Source organism: Micromonospora sp. NPDC049044 (assembly GCF_040649215.1).
In the GTDB taxonomy this organism is placed as follows: Bacteria; Actinomycetota; Actinomycetes; order Mycobacteriales; family Micromonosporaceae; genus Micromonospora.
On the sequence record NZ_JBEZFA010000007.1, the window covers coordinates 125,435 to 147,821 of the forward strand.

General features: G+C 72.4%; 23 protein-coding genes. 11 read left to right on the forward strand and 12 right to left on the reverse strand.

From position 1 onward, the window contains the following. The first annotated feature begins 245 nt into the window (after positions 1 to 245). Positions 246 to 2,300: a SpoIIE family protein phosphatase gene (locus AB0B85_RS07835; protein ID WP_357404727.1), complete on the forward strand. Its 2,055-nt coding sequence runs from the start codon at positions 246 to 248 to the stop codon at positions 2,298 to 2,300. A gap of 48 nt (positions 2,301 to 2,348) precedes the next feature. Beyond that, entirely contained in the window at positions 2,349 to 2,780 is a 432-nt protein-coding gene (locus AB0B85_RS07840) for a hypothetical protein (protein ID WP_357404729.1), read from the forward strand. Positions 2,781 to 3,005: 225 nt separating this feature from the next. Here AB0B85_RS07840 and AB0B85_RS07845 read toward each other — a convergent pair whose 3' ends face one another. Continuing rightward, positions 3,006 to 4,364, reverse strand: a complete 1,359-nt coding sequence (locus tag AB0B85_RS07845) for an FAD-binding oxidoreductase (protein ID WP_357404731.1) — start codon at positions 4,362 to 4,364, stop codon at positions 3,006 to 3,008. A 95-nt stretch (positions 4,365 to 4,459) separates the two neighbouring features. Between AB0B85_RS07845 and AB0B85_RS07850 the strand changes: the two genes are divergently transcribed. Together AB0B85_RS07850 and AB0B85_RS07855 are read left to right on the forward strand one after the other, a co-directional pair. Next, on the forward strand, positions 4,460 to 6,556 hold the full coding sequence (locus AB0B85_RS07850) for a S9 family peptidase (protein ID WP_357404733.1): 2,097 nt from the start codon (positions 4,460 to 4,462) through the stop codon (positions 6,554 to 6,556). Positions 6,557 to 6,573: 17 nt separating this feature from the next. Further along, the gene (locus AB0B85_RS07855; RefSeq protein WP_357404735.1) at positions 6,574 to 6,729 is read left to right on the forward strand and encodes a hypothetical protein; all 156 of its coding nucleotides are present in this window, start codon (positions 6,574 to 6,576) and stop codon (positions 6,727 to 6,729) included. Between the two features lie 28 nt (positions 6,730 to 6,757). Here the strand turns inward: AB0B85_RS07855 and AB0B85_RS07860 are convergent, their stop codons facing one another. From AB0B85_RS07860 to AB0B85_RS07870, 3 genes are all read right to left on the reverse strand, one after another. After that, positions 6,758 to 8,875 (reverse strand): bifunctional polysaccharide deacetylase/glycosyltransferase family 2 protein, encoded by a 2,118-nt coding sequence (locus AB0B85_RS07860; protein WP_357404737.1) that lies wholly within the window; start codon positions 8,873 to 8,875, stop codon positions 6,758 to 6,760. Positions 8,876 to 8,877: 2 nt separating this feature from the next. Beyond that, positions 8,878 to 9,309, reverse strand: coding sequence for a hypothetical protein (locus AB0B85_RS07865; RefSeq protein WP_357404739.1), 432 nt, complete (start codon positions 9,307 to 9,309; stop codon positions 8,878 to 8,880). A 152-nt stretch (positions 9,310 to 9,461) separates the two neighbouring features. Beyond that, the gene (locus AB0B85_RS07870; protein WP_357404741.1) at positions 9,462 to 10,043 is read right to left on the reverse strand and encodes a TIGR03086 family metal-binding protein; all 582 of its coding nucleotides are present in this window, start codon (positions 10,041 to 10,043) and stop codon (positions 9,462 to 9,464) included. A gap of 31 nt (positions 10,044 to 10,074) precedes the next feature. On the opposite strand from AB0B85_RS07870, the gene AB0B85_RS07875 reads away from it, so the two are divergent. Then, positions 10,075 to 10,872: a helix-turn-helix transcriptional regulator gene (locus tag AB0B85_RS07875; protein WP_357404743.1), complete on the forward strand. Its 798-nt coding sequence runs from the start codon at positions 10,075 to 10,077 to the stop codon at positions 10,870 to 10,872. 12 nt (positions 10,873 to 10,884) lie between these two features. Here AB0B85_RS07875 and AB0B85_RS07880 read toward each other — a convergent pair whose 3' ends face one another. The 6 genes from AB0B85_RS07880 to AB0B85_RS07905 are packed head-to-tail and all read right to left on the reverse strand — an operon-like array spanning position 10,885 to position 16,482. Then, positions 10,885 to 12,414 carry a SpoIIE family protein phosphatase gene (locus AB0B85_RS07880; protein WP_357404745.1) on the reverse strand — a complete coding sequence of 510 codons (1,530 nt, stop codon included), beginning with the start codon at positions 12,412 to 12,414 and terminating at the stop codon, positions 10,885 to 10,887. 13 nt (positions 12,415 to 12,427) lie between these two features. Beyond that, positions 12,428 to 13,789 carry a sensor histidine kinase gene (locus AB0B85_RS07885; protein WP_357404747.1) on the reverse strand — a complete coding sequence of 454 codons (1,362 nt, stop codon included), beginning with the start codon at positions 13,787 to 13,789 and terminating at the stop codon, positions 12,428 to 12,430. Further along, the gene (locus AB0B85_RS07890; RefSeq protein ID WP_357404928.1) at positions 13,786 to 14,799 is read right to left on the reverse strand and encodes a SpoIIE family protein phosphatase; all 1,014 of its coding nucleotides are present in this window, start codon (positions 14,797 to 14,799) and stop codon (positions 13,786 to 13,788) included. Before AB0B85_RS07890 ends, AB0B85_RS07885 begins: the two co-directional genes overlap by 4 nt. After that, on the reverse strand, positions 14,796 to 15,215 hold the full coding sequence (locus tag AB0B85_RS07895; protein WP_357404749.1) for an anti-sigma regulatory factor: 420 nt from the start codon (positions 15,213 to 15,215) through the stop codon (positions 14,796 to 14,798). Before AB0B85_RS07895 ends, AB0B85_RS07890 begins: the two co-directional genes overlap by 4 nt. Continuing rightward, positions 15,212 to 15,622: an STAS domain-containing protein gene (locus AB0B85_RS07900; protein ID WP_357404751.1), complete on the reverse strand. Its 411-nt coding sequence runs from the start codon at positions 15,620 to 15,622 to the stop codon at positions 15,212 to 15,214. Before AB0B85_RS07900 ends, AB0B85_RS07895 begins: the two co-directional genes overlap by 4 nt. Then, entirely contained in the window at positions 15,622 to 16,482 is an 861-nt protein-coding gene (locus AB0B85_RS07905) for an STAS domain-containing protein (protein WP_357404753.1), read from the reverse strand. Before AB0B85_RS07905 ends, AB0B85_RS07900 begins: the two co-directional genes overlap by 1 nt. 163 nt (positions 16,483 to 16,645) lie before the next feature. Between AB0B85_RS07905 and AB0B85_RS07910 the strand changes: the two genes are divergently transcribed. Beyond that, positions 16,646 to 17,002 (forward strand): STAS domain-containing protein, encoded by a 357-nt coding sequence (locus AB0B85_RS07910; RefSeq protein ID WP_088951054.1) that lies wholly within the window; start codon positions 16,646 to 16,648, stop codon positions 17,000 to 17,002. Positions 17,003 to 17,015: 13 nt separating this feature from the next. On the opposite strand, the gene AB0B85_RS07915 is transcribed toward AB0B85_RS07910, so the two are convergent. Beyond that, complete coding sequence (locus tag AB0B85_RS07915; RefSeq protein WP_357404930.1) at positions 17,016 to 18,167, reverse strand: MFS transporter; 1,152 nt, start codon at positions 18,165 to 18,167, stop codon at positions 17,016 to 17,018. Between the two features lie 179 nt (positions 18,168 to 18,346). On the opposite strand from AB0B85_RS07915, the gene AB0B85_RS07920 reads away from it, so the two are divergent. From AB0B85_RS07920 to AB0B85_RS07940, 5 genes are all read left to right on the forward strand, one after another. Continuing rightward, entirely contained in the window at positions 18,347 to 19,039 is a 693-nt protein-coding gene (locus tag AB0B85_RS07920; RefSeq protein ID WP_357404755.1) for an FCD domain-containing protein, read from the forward strand. A gap of 39 nt (positions 19,040 to 19,078) precedes the next feature. Beyond that, positions 19,079 to 19,540, forward strand: a complete 462-nt coding sequence (gene mscL, locus AB0B85_RS07925; protein ID WP_357404757.1) for a large conductance mechanosensitive channel protein MscL — start codon at positions 19,079 to 19,081, stop codon at positions 19,538 to 19,540. A gap of 80 nt (positions 19,541 to 19,620) precedes the next feature. Next, on the forward strand, positions 19,621 to 19,872 hold the full coding sequence (locus tag AB0B85_RS07930) for a hypothetical protein (protein WP_030486188.1): 252 nt from the start codon (positions 19,621 to 19,623) through the stop codon (positions 19,870 to 19,872). A 203-nt stretch (positions 19,873 to 20,075) separates the two neighbouring features. After that, on the forward strand, positions 20,076 to 20,447 hold the full coding sequence (locus AB0B85_RS07935; RefSeq protein WP_357404759.1) for a hypothetical protein: 372 nt from the start codon (positions 20,076 to 20,078) through the stop codon (positions 20,445 to 20,447). A 143-nt stretch (positions 20,448 to 20,590) separates the two neighbouring features. Further along, complete coding sequence (locus AB0B85_RS07940) at positions 20,591 to 21,160, forward strand: GNAT family N-acetyltransferase (RefSeq protein ID WP_357404761.1); 570 nt, start codon at positions 20,591 to 20,593, stop codon at positions 21,158 to 21,160. Here the strand turns inward: AB0B85_RS07940 and AB0B85_RS07945 are convergent. Continuing rightward, positions 21,154 to 22,386, reverse strand: coding sequence for a benzoate/H(+) symporter BenE family transporter (locus AB0B85_RS07945; RefSeq protein WP_357404763.1), 1,233 nt, complete (start codon positions 22,384 to 22,386; stop codon positions 21,154 to 21,156). The genes AB0B85_RS07940 and AB0B85_RS07945 overlap by 7 nt on opposite strands. Between the last annotated feature and the right edge of the window lies 1 nt (position 22,387).

Here is a 22,387-nt window from a genome sequence, read left to right on the forward strand (position 1 = left end):
GCACCCCATATTGTGCCCGCGCGAGCCGTAGTGCCAGGGTGCGCGACCCGCCAACCGTCCCGGACCACCGCCCGATCCGCCCGATCCGGCCGAGCCCGGTCCGCAACTCCGCACACCTCGCAGCGCGGCCCAACCGGCGATCCCACACGCGCCGTGGGCGATCGGTCCTCCGACGGTGGCGGAAAGCGGAGGCGTTACTGATGATCGGCTTGGCACCTGATGGGGGGACGGTGGAGGATACGAGGGTGTCAGCCGAGGCGGGGCCCGCGACGGCCGGGGCCCGGGACGGGGCGACCCGGCGCGTCCGGCTACCCGCCGACCGTCGTACACCGGCCGCCGCCCGCGCCGTGGTCCGCTCGGTGTTGACCGAGTCACACCTGGACGAACTGGCCAACGAGGCCCTGCTGCTCACCACCGAGCTGACCACAAACGCCGTCGAACACGCCGGCACCGAGTTGGACATCGAGGTAGTGGCCGACCAGGTCGGGCTGACCGTCACCGTCTCCGACTTCGCCCCCGGCTCCGGCGACGAACTGACCATCGGCACCCGCAACGACTCCGCCGAGATCGACGAGGTCTCCGAACGGGGCCGAGGTCTGCTGCTTGTCGACCACTTCGCCAGCCGCTGGGGCACCACGTACCTGCCCACCGGCAAGGGTGTCTGGTTCCGGTTGGACCGCCCCGGCGCCAACCCGCGGACCGAGGACCCCGCCGGTGGCGACCCCCGGGTGGGCACCGACAAGTCCGCGCCGAGCGCCAGCGCGATGAGTGAACTCATGCAAACCGCCCCCGACCTGTACGCGGACGATCCGCTTCCCGACTTCGCCACCAACCTGCTCAGTCGGGTCGCCGAGATGGTGGGAGCGGCCGGCGGCACGATCCGCCTGGACCGGGGCGACGGACAGGGGCGCCAGGTGTTGGCCCGCTTCGGTCGACCGCCCCGCGCCGGCAGCGAGCTGCTCCGGGTGCCGCTGACGGTGCACCGCCCGTACGCCGGGGAGTTGGAGTTGGACGCCGCGCCGTCGGCGTACGCCCGGCCGTTGGCGGTGCTCACCGCCGAGCGGCTGTCGCTGCACCTGGAGAACGACCGGCTGCGCCGGGCCGACGTCCGCCGGCAGGTGTGGCTGACGTTCCTGGCCGAGGCGAGCGAGCTGCTCGCCCAGTCGTTGGACGTCGACCTGACGATGGCCCTGGTCCCGCAGCTGGTGGTGCCCCGGCTCGGCCAGTGGTGCGCGGTGCACACCGCAGACGAGTGGGGCCGGCTGCGGCTGGCGGCGGCCAGCCACGCCGACGAGTCGATGCTGCCGCAGCTGCACAAGGTGCTTGCCGAGACCGGGCCGGATTCCATCCAAGCTCGCCTGCGCGAGGCGTCCCGCAGCGCGGCGCAGATTCCGCTGGGCGGGCCGATGGAGGGCTTCGCCGTCCCGCTCATCGCGCGGGGGCAGCGACTCGGGACCCTGGCGGTGGGCCGACACCAGCGGCACCGGCACGACCCGGACGAGGTGGCAGTACTTGAGGACGTGGCCCGGCGGGCCGCGCTGGCCATCGAGAACGCCCGGATCCACGCCGAGCGGCGTCGGGTGGCGCAGACGCTCCAGCAGTCCCTGCTGCCGCCGGTGCTGCCGGTGGTGGACGGGATCGGCTTCGCCGCCGAGTACGTCCCGACCGGCGACGACGCCGAGGTGGGCGGCGACTTCTACGACGTGGTGCCGTTGCCCGACGGACGTTGGCTCGTCGTCATCGGAGATGTCTCGGGTAAGGGCGTCGAGGCCGCCGCGGTGACCGGGCTGGTCCGGGACGTGATCCGGGTGCTGGTCGGTGACGGCAAACCGTTACCGGAGGCGTTGGCGCGGCTCAACGAGACGCTTGTCGAGCGGGGCAGCGGACGTTACTGCACGTTGGCGCTGGCTGCGGTCGGGCCCGGCCAGGGCAACCAGTTGGACGTGTCGCTGCACCTGGCCGGGCATGACCAGCCGGTGCTGCTTGCCGCTGGCGGTGGCGCGGGGTTCGTCGGCGCCAGCGGCACCGCGCTCGGCCTGCTCGACGCGATCACCTCGCCAACGGCGACGATCACGCTCGCGCCGGGTGACTCGCTGATCTTCTACACCGACGGCGTCACCGAACGACGGCACGGCCGGGAGCTGTTCGGCACCGACCGACTGCGGGACGCTGCCGCGCCGCTGGCCGGCTATTCGGCCGACGTGGTGGCCGCCAGACTGCGCTCCGCCGCGATCAACTTCTCGGTGGAACCACCCCGGGACGACATCGCCATCCTGGTGCTCCGCAACGACGCGACCTGACCGTCGCCCGGCACCCGCGACCGGGGGCCGGGCACTAGATTGACGGGCATGTCGAGTGTCGCGCACGCCGCCCCGCACTCCCGGCCGTTGATCCGTGCCCTGATCGTCGCGCAACTGGCGGCCATCGGCGCGTTCCTCGCCGTGCTGCTGCTCTATCTGGGCCGCATGGCGACCGCCGGCGTCGGCCCGACGGACATGCTGACCGGCGCGTACGACCCGAAGGACCTGGTCCCGTTCGGGATGCACGGGGCGAACCCGTTCTACTGGCTCTACGCGGCGACGTCGGTGCTCTACCTGGTGGGAGCCGTGCTCGGGCCGCCGCTGGCGCTCGTCGCGGTGGCGCTTGCCGCCCGGGACCGCGAAGACCTTCCCCGGGCCACCCGCGTGCTGCTGCTCGTCGGTGCGGTGGGCACCCTGCTGATGGTGCTGGTCCGCTTCACCCCGCCGCTGCTCGACATGCACAGCTGGTGGATGGACTGACCGACCTGGGACCACGGCCCGGCACGCACCCTGACCCAATGATCGTGCTCGATCCCGGATGCAGTGGCCTCGTCGGCTTTCGACACCCCTCGTTCCAGGATCGAGCACGATCATGGGGGTGGCAGGTCGCGCGGTGGCAACGGCGCGGCTCACGACACCCCTCGTTCCAGGATCGAGCACGGTCATGGGGGTAGCACGTCGCGCAGGGGCAGCTGCGCGGTGGTCTCAGAGGCCGCCGGGGAGGCGCCCGGGGGCGAGCCGGTGGTCCGGATCGAGGTGCTCCTTGGCCGCCCGCAGCTGGGCCAGGCCGGCCAACTCGCCCCAGAGGTCGACCGCCTGGCGGACCGCCGCCGGAGCGGAGACCACCACACAGCGGCCCTGCCGGGCCAGTAGCACCCCCCGGACGGCGGCCAGGATGGACGCCACCCGATCGGGCGCCAACGCTCCGGGCAGTGCCGCGTGCACCACACCCAGCCCGGCGGACCCGCGCACCGGCACCGGCCCGCCGGCCGCGTCGCGGAGCGCGTAGACGGCGGCGTGCAGATCGCCGATCGGCACCTCCAGGCGCAGTGCCGTGTCGCCAGGCGCGAACGGATAACGACGCCACCACGTCGGCGCGGAGTGGGCGATTGTCGCCTCCCCGTGCAGCAGCCCGACCAGGTGCTCGGCGCGCTCGGTGACGTCGGCCGGGCCACCCTCCAGCAGCACCACCAGGCTGCCCGCCCGGGACGGGGCCCCGGGCCGCCCGGACATCGACGGGTGGCGCTCCCGGGCCGTCGCGGACGGGTGGCCGGGCGGGTACGGCGTGCGTGGTCGGGGGGTGCCACCGGGCAGGTCCAGCTCGACGGCCGCCGGTTGCAGTCGGGCGGCGAGGATCGTCCGGATCAGGTCGTGCACCTCCAGCGGCGTCCACACCGGGCGGGACACCCAGAGCCGGCTCGCCGGCATCGGCTGCACCCGCAGACTCGCCGAGACCAGCACCCCGAGCGCGCCCTGGGAGCCGCAGAGCAGCCGGGCCAGGTCGAGGCCCGGCGCACCACCCCCGGCGCTCACCAACTCGCCGTCGGCGGCGAGGTAACGGAGACCGAGCAGTTGGTCGCAGGGACTGCCGTGGCGGTGACGCAGCGGGCCGGCCTCACCGGCGGCCAGCACCCCGCCGAGGGTCGCTCCGGGTGACGGGGCGTCCATCGCCAGCCGCTGCCCGGTGCGCTCAAGCGTGGTCTGCACCGCTCGCAGCGGGGTGCCGGCGCCCACCTCGGCCACCGGTGCGCCAACCGGTTCGTGACCGATGCCGGCCAGCCGGCCGGTGTCGAGCATGATGTCGACCTGCACGGGGGTGGCACCCCAGTCGATCTTCGTGCCGGCCCCCCGGGGGACCACCGCCAGGTCGTGCGCGGCGGCCAGCCGCAACACCTCGGCAGCGGCGTGCGGACCGCCCGGCACCGCCACCCAGCGCGCCCGCCGCCCGGCCACCTCGTCGGCCGCACCACCGAGCCGGGAGAACGGCGGACCGCAGATCGCCGCCAGTCGTCGGGTGATCTCGAGAGCGCCGGACCGGCCGAGGGAACTCGCTGCTGCCGCCATGCCGGCTATCGTACATGTGTTCGAATGCCGAGGTGCTGTCGATCGGGATGCCGCGGGTACGGCTCACCGCAGGCCCCGACCGGTAACGTGGCGCCGTGACCACCGAGACTGCCCCGCCCGCGGCGAAGCGGGTGCCCAGCGAGCGCAGGCACCATGGCGACACCGTCATCGACGAGTACGCCTGGCTCGCCGCCAAGGACGACCCGGAGACGATCGCCTACCTGACCGCCGAGAACGAGTACACCGACGCTCGTACGGCGCACCTGGCCACGCTCCGCGAGGAGCTGTTCGAGGAGACCCGCCGCCGCACCCGGGAGACCGATCTGTCCGTGCCGACCCGCAAGGGCGGGCACTGGTACTACACCCGGACGGTCGAGGGACAGCAGTACGGGGTGCAGTGCCGGCGCGCGGTACGCGACGGCGAGACCGAACCGCCGGTCAGCGCGGACGGCGCCCCGCTCGACGGTGAGGAGGTGCTCCTCGACGGCAACCTGCTCGCCGAGGGGCACGACTTCTTCTCGCTCGGCGCGTTCGACGTCAGCCCGGACGGTCGCTGGTTGGCCTACTCCACCGACTTCTCCGGCGACGAGCGGTTCACCCTGCGTGTGAAGGACCTGACCACCGGCGAGTTGCTGCCCGACGAGGTGCCCGACACCTTCTACGGCACCGCCTGGTCGGCCGACGCCTCGGTGCTGTTCTACGTGACTGTGGACGACGCCTGGCGGCCCAACCGGGTCTGGCGGCACACCGTCGGCTCGGCCGCCGCCGACGACGTGGTGGTCCACCAGGAGGACGACGAGCGGTTCTGGGTCGGTGTGGAGCTGACCCGCTCGGAGAAGTTCATCCTGATCGACATCCACAGCAAGGTGACAAGCGAGGTGCTGGTGATCCCCGCCGGCAACCCGACCGGCGTGCCGGCCGTCATCGCACCCCGACGCCAGGGCGTCGAATACGCGGTGGAACACCACGGCCACCGTTTCCTGATCCTGCACAACGACGGCGCTGAGGACTTCGCGCTGGCGTTCACCTCGGCGGACGCGCCCGGCGACTGGGTGCCGGTCATCGAGCACACCCCCGGCACCCGGCTGGAGGCAGTGGACGCCTTCGCGAACCATTTGGTGGTGTCACTGCGCACCGACGGGCTCACCGGCCTGCGGGTGTTACCGGTGGGCAGCGACGACTCGTACGACATCGACTTCCCCGAGCCGCTGTACAGCGTCGGTCTGGACGCCAACCCGGAGTACCGCACCGGGCAGGTCCGGCTGCGCTACTCCTCACTCGTCACACCGGACTCGGTGTACGACTACGACCTGGTCACCCGGCAGATGGTGCTGCGCAAGCAGAAGCCGGTGCTGCCCGGCCCGGACGGACGGCCGTACGACCCGGCCGAGTACGAGCAGCACCGGGACTGGGCGCTCGCCGACGACGGCACCCGCGTGCCGATCTCGCTGGTCTGCCGGGTCGGCACCCCCCGGGACGGCTCGGCGCCCTGTGAGCTGTACGGGTACGGCTCGTACGAGGCCAGCATGGACCCGTGGTTCTCGGTGGCCCGACTGTCCCTGCTGGACCGGGGCGTGGTCTTCGCGGTGGCGCACACCAGGGGCGGCGGCGAACTGGGCCGACGCTGGTACGACCAGGGCAAGCTGCTGGCCAAGAAGAACACCTTCACCGACTTCGTCGCCTGCGCCCGGCACCTGGTCAAGGCCGGCTGGACGGGCAGCGACCGACTGGTCGCCCGGGGCGCGTCGGCCGGCGGCCTGTTGATGGGCGCGGTCGCCAACCTGGCTCCGGACGCGTTCGCCGGCATCGTGGCGCAGGTGCCGTTCGTTGACGCGCTCACGTCGATCCTCGACCCGTCGTTGCCGCTCACCGTCACCGAGTGGGAGGAGTGGGGCAACCCACTTGAGGACCCCGAGGTGTACGCGTACATGAAGTCCTACACGCCCTACGAGAACGTGGCAGCTGTGGACTACCCGGCGATCCTCGCTGTGACAAGCCTCAACGACACCCGGGTGCTCTACTCGGAGCCGGCGAAGTGGATCGCCCGGCTGCGGGCGGTCGCCCCGGGCGGCGACTACCTGCTCAAGACCGAGATGGGTGCCGGGCACGGTGGCCCGAGCGGTCGCTACGACTCGTGGCGCGAGGAGGCGTTCATCAACGCCTGGATCCTGGACCGCATCGGCCGCGCCTGACGATGAGGGCGGCGGCGATGACCGACGAGGACGAGCCGGGGTCGGCGCCCCGGCGCGCGTCCGCGTGGATGATCCTCGCCGTGGTCGCCGCCGCCCTGCTCGTCTGCTGCTGCTCGGCCGCCGTGGGCCTGCTGATCTCCTGGTCGGCCGGGCTCTTCCACAGCCCGACCTGACCGGCCGGCGGCTGACGTCGACGAGGCGTCAGCCGCGGCCGGCGCCGATCAGCGCCGCCGCCTCGCCGGTGCGCACCATCCGCTGCCAGCGCAGCCGGTTGCCGATCAGCGCGGTGACCACCGACTGCACCACCACCAGGTACATCAGCTGCCGGTAGACCAGTTGCTGGAACGGCAGCGCCCACAGTGGTCCGTACCGCTCCCGGTCCAGTCGCAGCGCGTACCCGGCGGTGGCCGCCTGGAGCAGCAGCAGCCCCACCCAGGCCAGGGCGAGGGTCGACCAGGGCAGGAAGAGCAGGCCGTACACGGCGAACACGTCGACCGCCGGCGCGGTGAGCGGCAACACGATCTGGAACACCGTGAGGTACGGCAGGCCGCGCCGCCCCAACTTTCCGCCGGCACCCGACTCGCGCAGCGCGTGCCGGTGCTTCCACATCGCCTGCATGGTGCCGTAGCACCAGCGGTAGCGCTGTCGCCAGAGCTGGCGCAACGACGACGGGGCTTCGGTCCAGGCGATGGCCGACTCCTCGTAGACGACCCGCCAGCCGGCCCGGAGCACCTTCATGGTCAGGTCGGTGTCCTCGGCCAGCGTGTCCGACGGCACCCCGCCCACCCGCAGCAGCACCTCGCGGCGGAACGCGCCGATCGCGCCGGGGATGGTCGGCATGCACTCAAGCACGTCGTACATCCGTCGGTCGAGGTTGAAGCCGATCACGTACTCCAGGTGCTGCCACCGGCCGAGCAGCCGACGTCGGTTGGCGACCTTGGTGTTGCCGCTGATCGCGCCCACCGACGGGTCGGCGAAACCCTGCACCAGCCGGCGCACGGTGTCCGGCTGGAATACGGTGTCCCCGTCCACAAGCACCAGCAGGTTCGCCCGGGCGGCCCGGATGCCCGTGTTCAGCGCCGCCGGCTTGCCGGCGTTGGCCTGCCGGATCACACGTACCCCGCGCAGTCGCATCCGCTCGACGATGTCGGCGGTGCCGTCGTCCGACCCGTCGTCGACCACGATCACCTCCAGCGCCGGGTACGCGCTGGCCAGCAGCGACCGGACCGTGGCGGCGATGTTCGCCGCCTCGTTGTACGCGGGCACGATCACCGAGACGGGTTCCCGCACCTCCGGCTGATACCGGCGGGGACGGCGGACCCGGCGCACGTGCCGCTGGGCGCAGCACACCTGCACCGCGAGACGGGCCACGCCGAGCATCAGCGCGGTGGCGAGCAGCACGTTCATCACGTCGGCCGACCAGCGGGCAGCGGTCTGGGTCCAGCGCAGCGCGGTGCCGCTCAGCCGAGCGCCGACGCCCGCCGGGACCATGGACGGCGGGGCGTCGATGCCGGCGGAAACTGTGGTGAACCGGTAGCCCTGATCGCCCAGCGCGGGCAGCAGCCGGTCCAGCGCGGCGAGGGTCTGCGCCCGGTCACCGCCGCCGTCGTGCATCAGCACCACCGCTCCCCGACCCCGCTTCGGGGTGGCTGCCCGCACGATCTGGTCGGCTCCGGGGCGCTGCCAGTCCCTGGTGTCCAGGTCGGTGAGCACCGCGACGTGCCCGGCACCGGCGGCGGCGCGCAACGCGGCGTACTCGGGCCCGGTAAGCGCCGCCGGCACCGAGGAGAACGGCGGCCGGAACAGGGTGACCTCCCGGCCGGTGGCCGACGCGACCGCCTTGCGGGTCAGCGACAGTTCGAGGTCACGACGCCACGGCGACACGTCGGCGAGGTTGGCGTGGGTGAACGTGTGCGACCCGATCTCGTGCCCCTCGGCGAGGATTCGCCGGACCAGTTCGGGATGCTCGTTGACCCGGGCGCCCACCACGAAGAAGGTGGCGTGCGCGCCGTGTCGGCGCAGCACGTCGAGGACCTGCGGCGTCCAGCTCGGGTCCGGTCCGTCGTCGAAGGTCAGCGCGATGGTGCGGTCCGGCAGCGCCCGGCTGGCCGGTTCGGCGCGGTCCAGCCGCAACACCGGGCCACCCGAGCCGACTGCGGCCGGGACGTCCGGCGCGGGCCGGGCGGTGGCGTTCCCCGAACCACCGGCGAGGCCACTCACCACGCCGTTGACGGTGAGCGCCGCGAGCAGCAGGAGCAGCCCGAGCAGGAGCAGCAGCCAGTGGGCCCGAGGGTCACGACGGGCAACGTGTCTCGCCATCGTCACTGCGGCTTACCGGGCGCCCTGCTCGGCTTGGCGGTGTTGCGGTGCTCGTCGCCGCGACCCGGTCGGTCGGTGGCGGACGGCGCCCCGGTGGTCGTGGCGGTCGTACCGGCCGTGGTGGGGGTCCGGTCGCCTACGGTCGGGGTGGCGCGCGGCAGCGGCGCCGTCGTGCGGGTCACCGGCGACGGCGACCTGGCCTCCCGGGGCTGTTTGACCCCGTCCACGCCGGCCTCCACCGGGCGCGTCCCCCGGGAGTCGTCCGACCAGCCGGGCAGCGGCACCGAGGTGTCCAGAAAGAGGCCCGCGGCGATCAGGGCGAGGCTGGTGAGCAGGCCAAAGCCCATCACGGTGCCCGCGATGACGGTCAGCCGACGACGACGCCCGCTGCCGTCGACGAACACCGGCGGGGCGGAGCCCGGTTGGTTGTGCATCTGGCCAACTCCCACCGTTACCGTGCCGGGACCGTCAGGTCCGACACCGGAGACCCGACCGTCCGGGCCTCTGGTGCACACAGCGGCACCGCCACCAGCGGTGTTACATCGACTCAGGCCGGGCGCGGCCCGTCCACCGCGGTGGGGTGGGGTTACCGGGTGGCGGGCCAGGTGGGGGTGCGCCCGGTCTGGGTCAGCAGGCGGGCCAGGTCCGGAGTCGGGGTCGGGGTTGTGGGGCTCGGCACCGGCTCGGCGAAGACGCCCATCTTGCGGGCGGTGGGGCCCAACTGCTCGACCAGCCCGTGCAGCTCGGCCACCGCCTCCGGGGCCGGCTGGTACGCCTGGCCGGTGGCGACGGCGAGGTCCCAGCCGTGCACTGTCAGGTCCAGCAGGGCCATCCCGCCGACGACGGTCTGCGGCAGGCCCATGCCCGGCGACAAACCCTCCAGTGTGGACGGGTCCGACCACGCCGCGACGAGCCGGCCGGTCTCCACCTCGAACCGGTCCTGCCAACCGTCGCCGAGGTGGTCGGGCTTCTCGGCCCACTCCACCTTCCGCTTGTCGGCCAGGTCCTGGAAGTTGACCACCACCTCGAACAGGTGGTTGAGCAGGTCACGGACCAGGTAGTCACGGCATGGGGTGGGCAGTTCGAGCTGGTCGTCGGCGATGCCGCGCACCACGTCGACGGTTCGCGGCGCGGCAGCCGCCAGCAGGTCGCTAGTCTGAGTGGTCATAGGGCCAGCGTATGAGGGTGGTCTTGAACGAATGCGACAGCGACCGCGTGCCGACAGCCGGGGCATCCTCGACCCCGCGCGGATGCTGCGCGAGGTGCGCTTCCGACGGCACCTGCCGGCGGAGCCGCTACGCCGCTGGGTCGAGCACTACTGGTTGATCGACTGGGCGTTGAGCGCACCGTTCGAGCAGCGGGTCGTGCCGCACCCGACGGTGAACGTGGTGTTCCAACGTGACGGGGACGGCCCCGAGTTCGGCGAGGTGGCCGGGGTGGGCCGCGACCTGTTCCGGATCACGCTCACCGGCACCGGTCGGGTGTCCGGGGTGCAGTTCCGTCCGGGCGGCTTCCACCCGTTCTGGCGGCGGCCGGTCAGTGAGCTGACGGGGCGTCGGGTGCCGCTGCCCGCCGGCCGACTGGCGGCACCGGACGAGGTGGTGTGCGCGGGCGACGACGATGAGCGCTGCCGGGCACTGGACACCCTCCTCACCGGCTGGCAGCCCGAGCCGGACCCGATGGCCGAGGAGGCCGTCCGGCTGGCCGAGGCGATCCGCACCGACCGGATGGTGCTGCGGGTGAACGACTTCGCCGCGCGGCACGACGTTCCGCTCCGCCGGTTGCAGCGGCTCTTCCTGGAGTACGTGGGGGTCGGGCCCAAGTGGGTGATCCGCCGCTACCGGCTCCTGGAGGCCGCCGAACAGGCGTCCAACGGCCCTCTGAACTGGGCGGACCTCGCCGCCGACCTGGGCTACAGCGACCAGGCCCACCTGGTGCGCGACTTCACCACTGTGACCGGGGTGTCACCCGCCGCGTACGCCCGCTCGGTGCACTGAGGCCGCGTCGGCTCAGTGCCGGCGCAGGACGACCACTGCGACGTCGTCCTGGATCTCCGGTGGGGCCAGTTCCGCGAGCAACCGGGCGCAGAAGCGGTCCAGGTCACCGTCGACGGTCGCGGCGCTCGCGGCCAACGCGACAAGCCCTTCGTCGATGGTGGAGTCCCGCCGCTCGATCAGCCCGTCGGTGTAGAACACCAGCGTGGCACCGGCCGGCAGCACGAACTCCAGGTCGGCCGGGCGCGGCGCGCGGACGCCGAGCAGCGGCGCGGAGTGCTGCACGAACTCGACCTTGCCAGCCAGGTTGAGCAGCGGTGGTAGGTGCCCGGCACTGGCCAGCCGGACCCGCCCGGTCGGCGGGTGCAGCAGCAGCACGCAGAGCGTCGCCACCTCGTTCGGCAGCAGCGTGCGCATCAGCTCGTTGACCCGGTGCAGGATCTCGCCGGGCTGGTGGCCCTCGACCGCGTACGCCCGCACCGCGTGTCGCAGCTCGGCCATCACTGTCGCCGCGTGCAGCGAGTGGCCGGCGACGTCCCCGATCGCCAGCAGCAGGTGCCCGTCGAGCATCACCAGCTCGTAGAAGTCGCCGCCCACCTCGGTCTCCGCGCTGGCCGGCTCGTAGCGCACCGCCAGATCCAGGCCGGCGACAGTGGGCAGCCCACGCGGGAGCAGACTGCGCTGGAGGGTGACCGCGATCCGGTGCTCCTCGTCGAACGAGCGCTGCGCCTCCACCGCCGCCGCTACCGCCTGGGCGAGCTGCTTGAGCACCGGGGTTCGCGCGGTCTGGGTGGCGGTCGGGACCACCACGTACAGCGGGGCGCGGTCCTCGCGCAGCTTCGCGGCGGCGACCGTCACCGTGTCGTTCGCCGGCCAGTCGACAAGTGCCCAGTCCGCCGGGGCCTCCACCCGGACGGTGGCGCCGGTCGGCACTCCGGTGTCGTCGACCACCCACGGCACCACTGTGGCCACCGCGCCGGGGCCGGCGCAGATCCCCGCGATGCAGTCACCCTCGAAGGTCTCGGCGACCACCGCCGCCGGGCTCTTGAAGATCTCTGCGGCGCCCTCGGCGGCAGCCTCCAGCAGGCGCACGAAGGTCGGTGCGGCGTGCACCGCCACTGTCGTGTCGGCCAGCCCGAGCAGCCGCTCGGCGAGCAGTTCGGCGCGCTGCCGGGCCTGGTAGTAGCGCAGCACCGCCCGGACTGTGGCGACCAGCTCCTCCGGCTCGATGGGCTCGGTCAGGTACGCGTCCGCGCCCCGGGTCAGCCCCTGGGCACGATCGGAGACGTCCACGGCGTGCGCCGACACGTGGATCACCGGCAGCACCGCATGCCGCGCCTTGATCTGTTCGCAGACCTCGTAGCCGCTCAGGTCGGGCAGTCGGACGTCGAGGACCACCAGGTCGATCCGGTCCACCTCGACCCGGGCCAACGCGTCGGCGCCGTTCTCGGCCTCGAGCACCGTGAACCCGGCCCGGGTCAGCCAGCTGACCAGCAGGTAACGCTTGGTACGACTGTCATCGACCACCAGGACGGTCGCCGGCATGCCGTCCACGCCGTCACGCCTCGTCTGCGGGTAGGGAGACGGTGAAGGTGCTGCCCTGCCCCGGTGCGCTGGTCAGCTCCAGCGCCCCACCGAGCAGCGTCACCAACCGCCGGGCGTACGGCAGGCCGAGGCCGGTGCCGCCGACCCGGGTTGCGCCGGGCACCTGGTAGAACTCCTCGAAGATCCGGTCGTGCAGCTCGGGAGCGATGCCGTTGCCGGTGTCACTCACCTCGAATTTCCACAGGTCGTCGTGCCGGTGGGCGCGCAGTCGCACCTCGCCGCGCTCGGTGAACTTCAACCCGTTGTGCAGCAGGTTGCGCAGCACCTGGCCGAGCAGCACCTCGTCGGTGCGCAACGTGGCCGGCGCGGTCGGCTCCTCCACCACCAGCTCCACCTGCGGGCGGGTTGCCAGGGCGCGCAGTGTGCCGCGTAGCTGCCCGAAGACCAGACGCAGATCGACGTCGGCCCAGTCCGGTTCGATCCGACCGGACTCCGCCTTGGCGAGATCCAGCAGCTCGTTCACCAGGTTGAGCAGGTCCGCCGCCGACGAGCGGATCAGGTCGATCTGGCGTCCCTGCTCGTCGGTGAGCGGGTCGGAGGCGGAGTCGGTGAGCAGTCGCCCCAACCCGATGATCGCGGTGACCGGGGCGCGCAGCTCGTGGCTGACGTTGGCCAGGAACCGGCTCTTCGACTCACTCGCCGCACGGAGCTGGGCCGACTTCTCGTCCAGCTCGGCGTAGAGGGCCACGACGCCCCGGTTGGTCTCCTCCAGCTCCTCGGTGAGCTGGTTGTAGAGCGCCAGCACCCCCCGGTTGGTCTCGGCCAGCTCCTCGTTCAGCACGGCCAGCTCGTCGCGCTGACTGCGCACCTCGTCGAGCGCGGCGATGAGCTGCCCGTTCTGCACGGTCAGCTCGTCAAGCGCGCTGGACGGCGCGGTCCGGCCGAGTTCGGTACGGAACTCGGCGAGCCGCTCCGGGGTCGGCGTCGGCGCGCTGGCCGGAAGTCGTCGGGACATCCTTACGACCGTAACCCCGTCGACGGTCGACACGCTCAGTGTGTCGACCAGTCGGGACACCGCGCCGGACTGCGGCTGGTAGCCGGCGCCGGGGAGCGCGGTCACCGGGGCCAGGTCAGCGCGCAAATGGTTCCGGCCGTCGCCGCCCGGGTCGACGTGGAAGGAGACGTCCGCACCGCCGGTCGTGCGCAGCAGGTCCCGGGCGACCTCGCTGAGCGCCGTGGCGATCCGTACCTGGTCCTGGCGTTCGAGACCGACCACCGCGGCCACCTCGCGGCCCCGTTGACGGATCACGAAGATGTCCTGCTCGACCCGCAGCGCCATCTGCAGCAACGGCAGGGCGGCCGGCTCGCCGGTCATGCCCAGGACCTCGCCACCAGTACACAGGCGTCATCACGTCGCACACCAGCATCGCGCAGCAGGGTCGCCGCCATCACCAGCGGGGACCGCTCGGCCAGGCCCGGGTAGTCGGTCAACCGCCAGCGGTCGACCACACCGTCGCTGTGCATCACCAGTCGGGCCCCCGGAGCGAGCGGGTAGTCGTACTCCCGGATCGTCGGCCGTTGGTGCCCGGCGATGCCGGGCAGTGACACCAGCCCGCGGCGCCGACCGTCGCCCTCGACGACCACACCGGCGATGTTACCCAGGCCGGCGTAGCGCAGCACACCGGCGGCCGGTGCCAGTTCGGCGACGGCGAGTGCGGCACCGCGGGTGTGCGACATGCTCCGGTGCAGGTGACCGACGACCACCGCCGGTGATCCGGCGGGAGCGTCCCGGAACGCGGCGAGCGCCGCGTCGGTGGCGGCGGCGGCCAGCGGGCCGTGCCCCAACCCGTCGCTCACCAGCACCTGGTGCCGCCCGTCGGCGATCCGGACGGCGTACCCGTCGCCGCTCACCGTTTCGCCGGTCAGCGGTCGGGTGAGGGCAGCTGCCCAGGACGGCTCTGCCGGCTCCCTCGGCCAGACCTGTACGGCGAGCACGGTGCCCCGGCCGGTGAGCGAGTATCCGTCGAACCAGCTGGCCTGCCGCACGATGGCGCCCAGCCCGATGCCGAGCGTGCCGGTGGTGGAGTGCCCGTCCCGGGACGAGACGGTCAGGTCGGCCATGCCAGGTCCGGAGTCGATGGCGATCAACTCCACGCCCGCCTCCCCGGCTCGGCGTACCGGCCGGAGCAGCAGGACGCCCTCGTCGGCGTGCTTGACCAGGTTGCTGGTCAGCTCGGCGGCAACGATGGCCAGGTCGGCGATGCGCGCCTCGCCCATCTCCACCTGCGCGCCGAGGCGTTCCGCGGCACGCCGGACGGCGCTCGCCGCGCTGCTGGCCTCCACCCGGAACCAGATGCCACTGTCGGTGACCGCGTCGGCGTTCACCGGGACCACTTGGTGACCGTTATCCGTGTGCCGGCCTGCGGGGATGTCTCGATCTCGAATTCGTCGACCAGTCGGCGGGACCCGCTGAGCCCGAGGCCGAGCCCGCCACCGCTGGTGTAGCCATCGGTCATCGCCAGGTCGAGGTCCGCGATGCCCGGTCCGGAGTCGGCGAACACGATCTGCACGCCCTTGCGTCGACCGTTGTCCACGATCGTCACCTCGACCGCCCCTCCACCGCCGTAGACCAGGGTGTTGCGGGCCAACTCGCTCGCCGCGGTGACCACCTTGGTCTGGTCGACGAGGGACAGCTTGACGGCCACCGCCACGGCGCGGACCAGTTGCCGGACCCGTACCACATCCTCGTCGCTGCGAACCGACTGCGCCTGTGGCTGGCCCAGGTCGATGCCCGCGGTCACAGCGTGGCCGTCTCGGCGTCCGGATCGTCGTCGAGCTGGGAGTCGAGCTCGTCGGCGTGGGCCCCCGCGATCAATTCCATGCCGCGCTCGACGTTCAGGGCGGTACGGATGCCGTTCAGCGACAGCCCCAGCTCGACGAGGGTGATGGCGACGGCGGGGCGCATCCCGACCACCACCGTCTCGGCGTCGAGCACCTTGGAGATCGACGCGATGGTGGAGAGCATCCGCCCGACGAAGGAGTCGACTATGTCAAGCGCGGTGATGTCGATGATGACGCCGTGGCAGCCGGTGTCGACGATCCGCTCGGCGAGGTCCTCCTGGAGCGCGACAGCCGTCTGGTCGGACATGTCCACCTGGATGGACACGAGCAGAATGTCCCCGATCTTGAGGATCGGCACCCGTTCCATCAGGCGTCCCGCCGCGGCCGACGGCGGGCGGTCTCCACGCCGGTGAGGCGCAGCACGTGGCGCAGCGCGTCGGCGAGGCTCGCCTTGGTGGCGATGTCGCCGAACTCGATGCCGAGCGCCACGATGGTCTGCGCGATCTGCGGGCGGATGCCGGAGATGATGCAGTCGGCGCCCATCAGCCGGGCGGCCACCACGGTCTTCAGGATGTGCTGGGCGACCTGGGTGTCCACCGCCGGGACGCCGGTGATGTCGATGATGGCGTACGGGGAGCCGGTGTCGACGAGCGTCTGCAGCAGCCGCTCCATCACCACCTGGGCCCGAGCCGAGTCCAGCGTGCCGACGAGCGGGACGGCGACGACGCCCTCCCAGAGTTTGACCACCGGCGTGGAGAGTTCGAGCAACTGCTCGGCCTGATCGGCGATCAGGCTCTCCCGGGTGCGGACGAAGCTCTCGAAGGTGAACAGGCCCATCTCGTCGACAAGCCTGGCGAAGGCGACGTAGTCGGGCAGCGCGTTCGGGCCGCCGGTCTCCTGCACCAGCTCGGCCAGCACGTCCTTGAGCGCGAAGATGCTTACCGTGGTCTCGGTGGCCGAGAAGCCCTGCCGGGCCCGGCCGCGGGACAGCTCGGAGAGCGCGGCGCGCAGTTCGGCGGCGGTGTCGGCGGACAGGTTGATGTCACCGTGCTCGCTCGTGGTGACGATCGCGCGGTGCAGGTCCTGGACCTGTCGGCGCAGCTCGGCCTGGCTCAGCCGGCCCCGCAACGAACTGGTGACGATCTCGGTCCACCGAGTCGTGACCCGGTCGGCCTGCCCGCTGAGCAGCGCGGCGAGCCGACTACTTTCTTCGGTGCTCAACGCCATTTCGAACCCCCTTGACCTGGACCGGGCGGACTCTATCACCGGGGCCTGATCAACTACTTGCCCCGTAGCAACGGAATGACGATGCCCACCGGATGCTGGCTCCCGTTCTGCGTACGAGCCCTGTCGTGGGATACCGTTCCTCCGATAACAGGAGGTCTGGCGAATGTCGTTGACGGTGCACACGGAACAACGCGGCGACGTGGTCGTCGTGTCGGTCGCGGGCGAGCTGGATATGGCCACCGCACCGCAGCTCCAAGACCAGATCACCGACCTGCTCGACAAGGGCCGCAGCCGGCTGGTGTTCGACCTGGCCGACGTCTCGTTCTGCGACTCGACAGGTCTGTCGGTCTTCGTCCGCGCCAAGAACAGCTGCGACGAGGCGGGCGGCGTGGTGCGCCTGGCCGCCCCGCAGCGGGGTGTGCTGCGCATCCTCGAGGTGAGCGGGCTGGTCGAGGTGCTGCACACCTATCCGACGGTGGACGAGGCGGTTGCCGGCGAGCCGACGCCAGCCTCCTCCTGACCGCAGTCGCTTGTCACTCGTCCTCGACGTAGCGGGGACGAGCGATAGCCAGGCCCGCCGTCGTCTGCACGGCCAGCGCGCCGAGCAGGAACCCGATCGGCGCGGTCCAGCCGCCGGTGACCTCGTAGAGGATGCCGACAAGCAGGGGCCCGAGGGCGGCGATCACGTAGCCGGTGCTCTGCGCGAACGCGGAGAGCGCGACGGTCCCCTCGGCGGTGCGGGCGCGCAGGCCGATGGCGGTCAGGATCATCGGGAACGCGCCCTGACCGATCGCCAGTAGCGCGACCCAGAGCAGTGCGGCACCGCGTGGGGCGAGCGCCAGCCCCAGGTAGGCGAGCGTCGACGCGGTGGTCAGCCCGAGCACCAGCGGACGCAGGCTGCTCAGTCGACCCGCCACGGTGGGCATCAGCAGTGCGATAGGCACGCCGAGCGCCGTCACCCCGGCGAGCAGCAGTCCGGCCGACTCCGGCTGGTAGCCGGCGTCCCGGAACAACTGGGCCAGCCAGCCCATGATCGCGTACCCGCTCAGCGACTGCGCCCCGAAGTAGATGGCCATCGCCCAACCGAGCCGGGTCCGCGCCGGCCGGACGCGCACCGGCGCGGCGGCGGCCGCCGTCGGCGTCGAGCGCCGCGCGCCCGCCCGGGTCCGCAGCGCGAGTGGCACCCACGGGAGTACGGCCAGCGCGGCCATCGCCGCCCAGACGCCCAGCCCGGCCCGCCACGAGCCGAAGGCGTGCGCGATCGGCACCGCGGCAGCCGCGGCCACCGTCGTGCCGAGGGTCAACGCCATCGTGTACGCCCCGGTGACCAGCCCGGTGCGGTGCGGGAAGTGTTGCTTGACGAGCATCGGCAGCAGGATGTTGGCGACCGCGATGCCGGCCAGCGCCAGCGCGCTGGTGAGCACGAAGATCCAGGCCGAGTCGGTGGCGACCCGGAGCACCTGGCCGACGGTGAGGGCGAGCATGGCGACCACCAGCAGCCGGGCCGGTGCCACCCGGCGGACCAGCCACGGGGTGAGCGCGCCGAGGCCGGCGAACGCGATGGTCGGCAGGGTGGTGACCAGACCGGCCATGGTGCCGGAGAGCCCCAGCCCGTCACGGACCTCGTCGAGCAGGGCGCCGAGGCTGGTCACCACGGCGCGCAGGTTGAGCGCGACAAGCAGCATCCCGGCCAGCACGAGTGCGCCCCCGGTCGCCGGGTGCGTCCGCCTGCCGGCACCGGGGTCACGCGTCGAGGGTGGGTCGACGCGGACGGGAGCGGGCGGCGCCGGAGCAGCGGTGGGTGGCGGGGTCATGGCCGCTAACCTACAATCATGGGATGAATTCTGGCCCGGTGATGTAACAAGTGCCACCGTCTGTGGATTCCCCCTCCGCGCCGCTGGTGCCGCCCCGCGGCCACCGGGTCCGGCAGACCATCGAGCAGCTCCGCGCCCGGATCCTCGGCGGCGAGTGGCCGGTCGGCGGGCGCATCCCCACCGAGCCACAGCTCGTCGCCGCGCTCGGCGTGGGGCGCAACACCGTCCGGGAGGCCGTCCGCGCCCTGGTGCACGCCGGGGTGCTCGAGTGCCGGCAGGGCTCCGGCACGTACGTGGTGTCCACCGACGAGCTGGCACCGGTGGTCGCCCGTCGACTCAGCGACGACCGGATGACCGAGGTCATCGAGGTTCGGCGGGCGTTCGAGGTGGAGGCCGCCCGGCTCGCCGCGCTGCGGCGTACCCCGGCGGACCTGGCGGCGCTCGACGCCGTGCTCGCCGAACGTGAGGCGGCGTGGCGCGGCGGCCGGGTCGACGCGTTCGTCGAGGCCGACGCGGCCCTGCACGTCGCGGTGGTCGCCGCCGCGCACAACGCCATGCTCGCCGAGCTGTACGCCTCGGTCGGCACCGCCCTGCGCAGCACCGTCGCCCAGGCCATGGGTGGGGAGCTCACGCCCGAGCGCTACGTCGACCACACCCGGCTGATCGAGGCGATCCGGGCCGGCGATCCCGGCCGGGCGGCGCTCGAAGCCGGCGCTTTTCTGGAACCCGCCGTACGGGCATAGGTTGTGCCCGACAGAAAAGCGGACACCTCGGGAGTACGAATGCTCAAGGGCTTCAAAGACTTCATCATGCGCGGCAACGTCGTCGACCTGGCGGTCGGTGTCGTCATCGGCGCCGCGTTCACGGGCGTGGTCACCGCCCTCACCACCTCGTTCCTCAAGCCGATCATCAAGCTGGTCGGTGGCGGGGATGACAAGTTCGCTGGCCAGTGGAAGATCAGCGAGGACAACTACATGGACTGGGCGGGGTTCGTCAACGCCCTGATCACGTTCCTGCTCACCGCGGCGGTGCTCTACTTCTTCGTGGTGTTCCCGATGAACAAGCTGGCCGAGCGGCGGCAGCGGGGCGAGGAGCCGCCGCCGGCGGCGCCGAGCGAGGAGGTCAAGCTGCTCACCGAGATCCGGGACGCGTTGGTCTCCGCCGGTCACACCACCCCCGGCCAGCAGCGCGGGGCGCTCGACGACGTGCTGGGCCGGCGCACCGAACCCCCGACGCAGCGCTGACCGAACGGATGCACATCGGCCCCTGCGGGATTCCCGCAGGGGCCGCACCTTCTCGTACGTGTGTTCGATAGAGTCCCGCCATGGAGCAGCGAAAGCACTGGTGGAACGGGAAATGGGGGCGGCTGGCCCGGCGGGACGTCTTCCTCCGGGTGGACGCCGACCGGTGGCACGTCGAGCAGCGGGCCGGCGGGGCCGAGGGCATCTCCCGGTTCTACGAGTACGGCAGCGCGGACGAGGCCGAGGACACCGTCCGGGCACTTCTGGACGGCCCGGACACCTGGCGCGAGCTGTCTCCCCGCCCGCCGGGCGGTTGGACCCTCCCAAACAGTTGAGCGGCGGCGCGCTGCGGCCCGCCCCGCCGGCGGTATGACTCTTGCGGCATGTTCCTGACCGAGAGTCGTACCGCGCTGCGGACAGTCGACCGGGCCTGGACGGCGTCATCGTCGGGCGGCCGGGCCGCTGCCGCGTTCGCCGAGCGCCGAGCGCCGAGGGTGCGACGCGTTTAGCGTCGCACCGCCCCGGGAACCGCGGGGGGATGGATCAGCAGGACGAACAGCAGGCGATCATCTCGCGGATCACCACCGGGATGCCGGTGGTCGACTCAGCCGGCACCGAGGTCGGGACCGTGGACCTGGTCCAGCGGGGTGACCCGAACGCGGTGACCGTCCAGACGCCGACCGCCGACCCGGGCAGCAGCCTGGACGAATTGATCGAGGCGACCGCGGTCGGGGAGCCGGTCGTCCCCGCCGATCTGGCGGCGCGACTGATGCACAGCGGCTACCTGAAGGTCTCGACCGGCCTGGCCAACACCGGCGCGGTCTACGTCCCGGCCGACCGGATCGGGTCGGTGACCGACGGCCGGGTCCTCCTCGCCGTCGGTGTGGCCGACCTGCCGCCCGAGGAGTAACCCCGCCACCCTGATCGACTCGCGCTCACGGAAATCGGGGCATCCAGAGCACCGCGACAGCCCGACTTCATTGAACCCGAGTCGATCAACGCCGTGCGGGCGCAAGGCCCTGGGCACGCCGGCCGAGGGCGTACCGTCGCGGGATGTCGCTGGCACCACCGGAGCCGGAACTGACCGACTGCCGCGTCCGGCTCCGAGAGTGGACGATGGGTGACCTCGACTGCGTCCGGCAGGCCGCTGCGGATCGGCGGATCACCGAGGCCACCACCGTCCCGGTCCGGTTCACCGAGGAGGCGGGGCGTGCCTTCGTACGTCGACAGTGGCGTCGGACCATCGACGGCGCTGGCCTCTCGCTGGCGGTCGCCGAAGCGGACACCGATGTCGCTGTCGGTTCGGTCACCTTGCTGCTGCGGCCTCAGCCGGGCGTGGCCGGTCTTGGCTACTGGCTGGTCCCGGCCGGACGGGGACGGGGCTTGGCCAGCCGGGCGGCGCGGCTGCTCACCGAGTGGGCGCTGGAGACCGGTGGCCTGGCCCGGGTGGAGGCGTGGGTCGAGACGGACAACGTGGCGTCCCGGCGGGTGCTCGCGGCGGCCGGCTTCGTCGAGGAGGGTGTGTTGCGGAGTTTCCTGGCCTTCCCGGATCGTCGGGCGGACGCCGTGGTCCTGTCCCAGGTTGCCGGGGGCAGCCAGCGGAGATCAACTCGAGTTCAGTGATGTTGGGGTGTCCGGTCGGCCTGGACACCCTGGTTTTCTTGAACTGGTGTGGACCTTGCCGGCCCGTCGGCGGGTGGGCGGTGGTGGAAGAGCAGCAGCATCAGGCAACCGGCGACCAGACCCCAGAACGCGCCGCCCACGCCGATCAGCGTCACCCCGGAGGCGGTCACCACGAAGGTGACCACCGCAGCCTCCCGGGTCACCGGGTCGGCCACCGCCGAGGCGAGCGCTGTCGCGAGGGCGCCCAGCAGGGCCAGCCCGGCGACCGCCTCGATGAGGATCGGTGGGGCGACCGCGACCAGCGCCGTGGCCGCTCCGGCGCCCAACCCGAGCAGAGCCAGCCCGAGGCCGGCGGTGATCGAGGCGACCCACCGGCGTTCCGGGTCCGGGTGGGCGTCGGGGCTGGCGGCGAGCGCGGCGGTGATCGCCGCGAGGTTCACCGCGTGCCCGCCGGCCGGGGCGGCGAGCAGGCTGGCCAGGCCGGTGGCCCGCAGGGCGGCGCCGAACGGCGGCCGGTAGCCGTAGCCGACCAGCACGGCCATCCCGGGTACGTTCTGCGCGGCCATGGTGACCAGGAACAGCGGGAGGGCCAGCCCGACCAACGCGGACGCGTTAAACGCGGGCGTGGTGAGCGTGACCGCCGGGACCAGCTCGGCGCCGCTCAGGCCGGCCGGCGGGGCGGTCAGCGCGATCGCCGCCACCGCGGCCACCAGCGCGCCGGGCACCGCCCAGCGGCGGGCGAACCGGTGCAGCAGCAGCCAGGCCACCACCACCGGGCCGGCCACCAGCGGCAGCTCGACAAGTGCGCGGACCGGGGCGGTGCACAGCGGCAGCAGCACCCCGGCGAGCATCGCGCCGGCCACCGGCTTGGGGATGGCGGCCACCGCGCGGCCGAGTGGCGGGAACAGCCCGGCCGCGACGATGAGCGCCCCGGAGACGAGGAAGGCGCCCACCGCGACGGGCCATCCGCCCGGTGGCGGCCCGGTCGCGACAAGCAGCGCCGCACCCGGTGTGGACCAGGCCACGCTCATCGGGATCCGGTGTCGCCAGCCCAGCCACGCGGCGGCGAGCCCGCACGCCACGCAGAGAGCGAGCAGCCCGGAGGCGGCCTGCGCGTCCGACGCGCCGGCCGCGCGGAGCCCGGCCAGCACCACGGTGAAGGAGCTGGCGAAGCCGACAAGCGCGGTGACCACACCGGCCAGCACCGGTTGGACGCGTCCGGCCATG

Bases quoted from the DNA above. Each gene is read 5' to 3' on its own strand.
- AB0B85_RS07855 (WP_357404735.1), top strand. From the start codon at position 6,574: ATGACCGACGAGGACGAGCCGGGGTCGGCGCCCCGGCGCGCGTCCGCG.
- AB0B85_RS07915 (WP_357404930.1), bottom strand. From the start codon at position 18,167: ATGCTGCTTGTCGCGCTCAACCTGCGCGCCGTGGTGACCAGCCTCGGC.
- AB0B85_RS07935 (WP_357404759.1), top strand. From the start codon at position 20,076: ATGGATCAGCAGGACGAACAGCAGGCGATCATCTCGCGGATCACCACC.
- AB0B85_RS07885 (WP_357404747.1), bottom strand. From the start codon at position 13,789: ATGACCGGCGAGCCGGCCGCCCTGCCGTTGCTGCAGATGGCGCTGCGG.
- AB0B85_RS07880 (WP_357404745.1), bottom strand. From the start codon at position 12,414: ATGCCGGCGACCGTCCTGGTGGTCGATGACAGTCGTACCAAGCGTTAC.
- AB0B85_RS07910 (WP_088951054.1), top strand. From the start codon at position 16,646: ATGTCGTTGACGGTGCACACGGAACAACGCGGCGACGTGGTCGTCGTG.
- AB0B85_RS07875 (WP_357404743.1), top strand. From the start codon at position 10,075: ATGCGACAGCGACCGCGTGCCGACAGCCGGGGCATCCTCGACCCCGCG.
- AB0B85_RS07930 (WP_030486188.1), top strand. From the start codon at position 19,621: ATGGAGCAGCGAAAGCACTGGTGGAACGGGAAATGGGGGCGGCTGGCC.
- AB0B85_RS07860 (WP_357404737.1), bottom strand. From the start codon at position 8,875: ATGGCGAGACACGTTGCCCGTCGTGACCCTCGGGCCCACTGGCTGCTG.
- AB0B85_RS07865 (WP_357404739.1), bottom strand. From the start codon at position 9,309: ATGCACAACCAACCGGGCTCCGCCCCGCCGGTGTTCGTCGACGGCAGC.
- AB0B85_RS07870 (WP_357404741.1), bottom strand. From the start codon at position 10,043: ATGACCACTCAGACTAGCGACCTGCTGGCGGCTGCCGCGCCGCGAACC.
- AB0B85_RS07940 (WP_357404761.1), top strand. From the start codon at position 20,591: ATGTCGCTGGCACCACCGGAGCCGGAACTGACCGACTGCCGCGTCCGG.
- AB0B85_RS07945 (WP_357404763.1), bottom strand. From the start codon at position 22,386: ATGGCCGGACGCGTCCAACCGGTGCTGGCCGGTGTGGTCACCGCGCTT.
- AB0B85_RS07905 (WP_357404753.1), bottom strand. From the start codon at position 16,482: ATGGCGTTGAGCACCGAAGAAAGTAGTCGGCTCGCCGCGCTGCTCAGC.
- AB0B85_RS07840 (WP_357404729.1), top strand. From the start codon at position 2,349: ATGTCGAGTGTCGCGCACGCCGCCCCGCACTCCCGGCCGTTGATCCGT.
- AB0B85_RS07900 (WP_357404751.1), bottom strand. From the start codon at position 15,622: ATGGAACGGGTGCCGATCCTCAAGATCGGGGACATTCTGCTCGTGTCC.
- AB0B85_RS07845 (WP_357404731.1), bottom strand. From the start codon at position 4,364: ATGGCGGCAGCAGCGAGTTCCCTCGGCCGGTCCGGCGCTCTCGAGATC.
- mscL (WP_357404757.1), top strand. From the start codon at position 19,079: ATGCTCAAGGGCTTCAAAGACTTCATCATGCGCGGCAACGTCGTCGAC.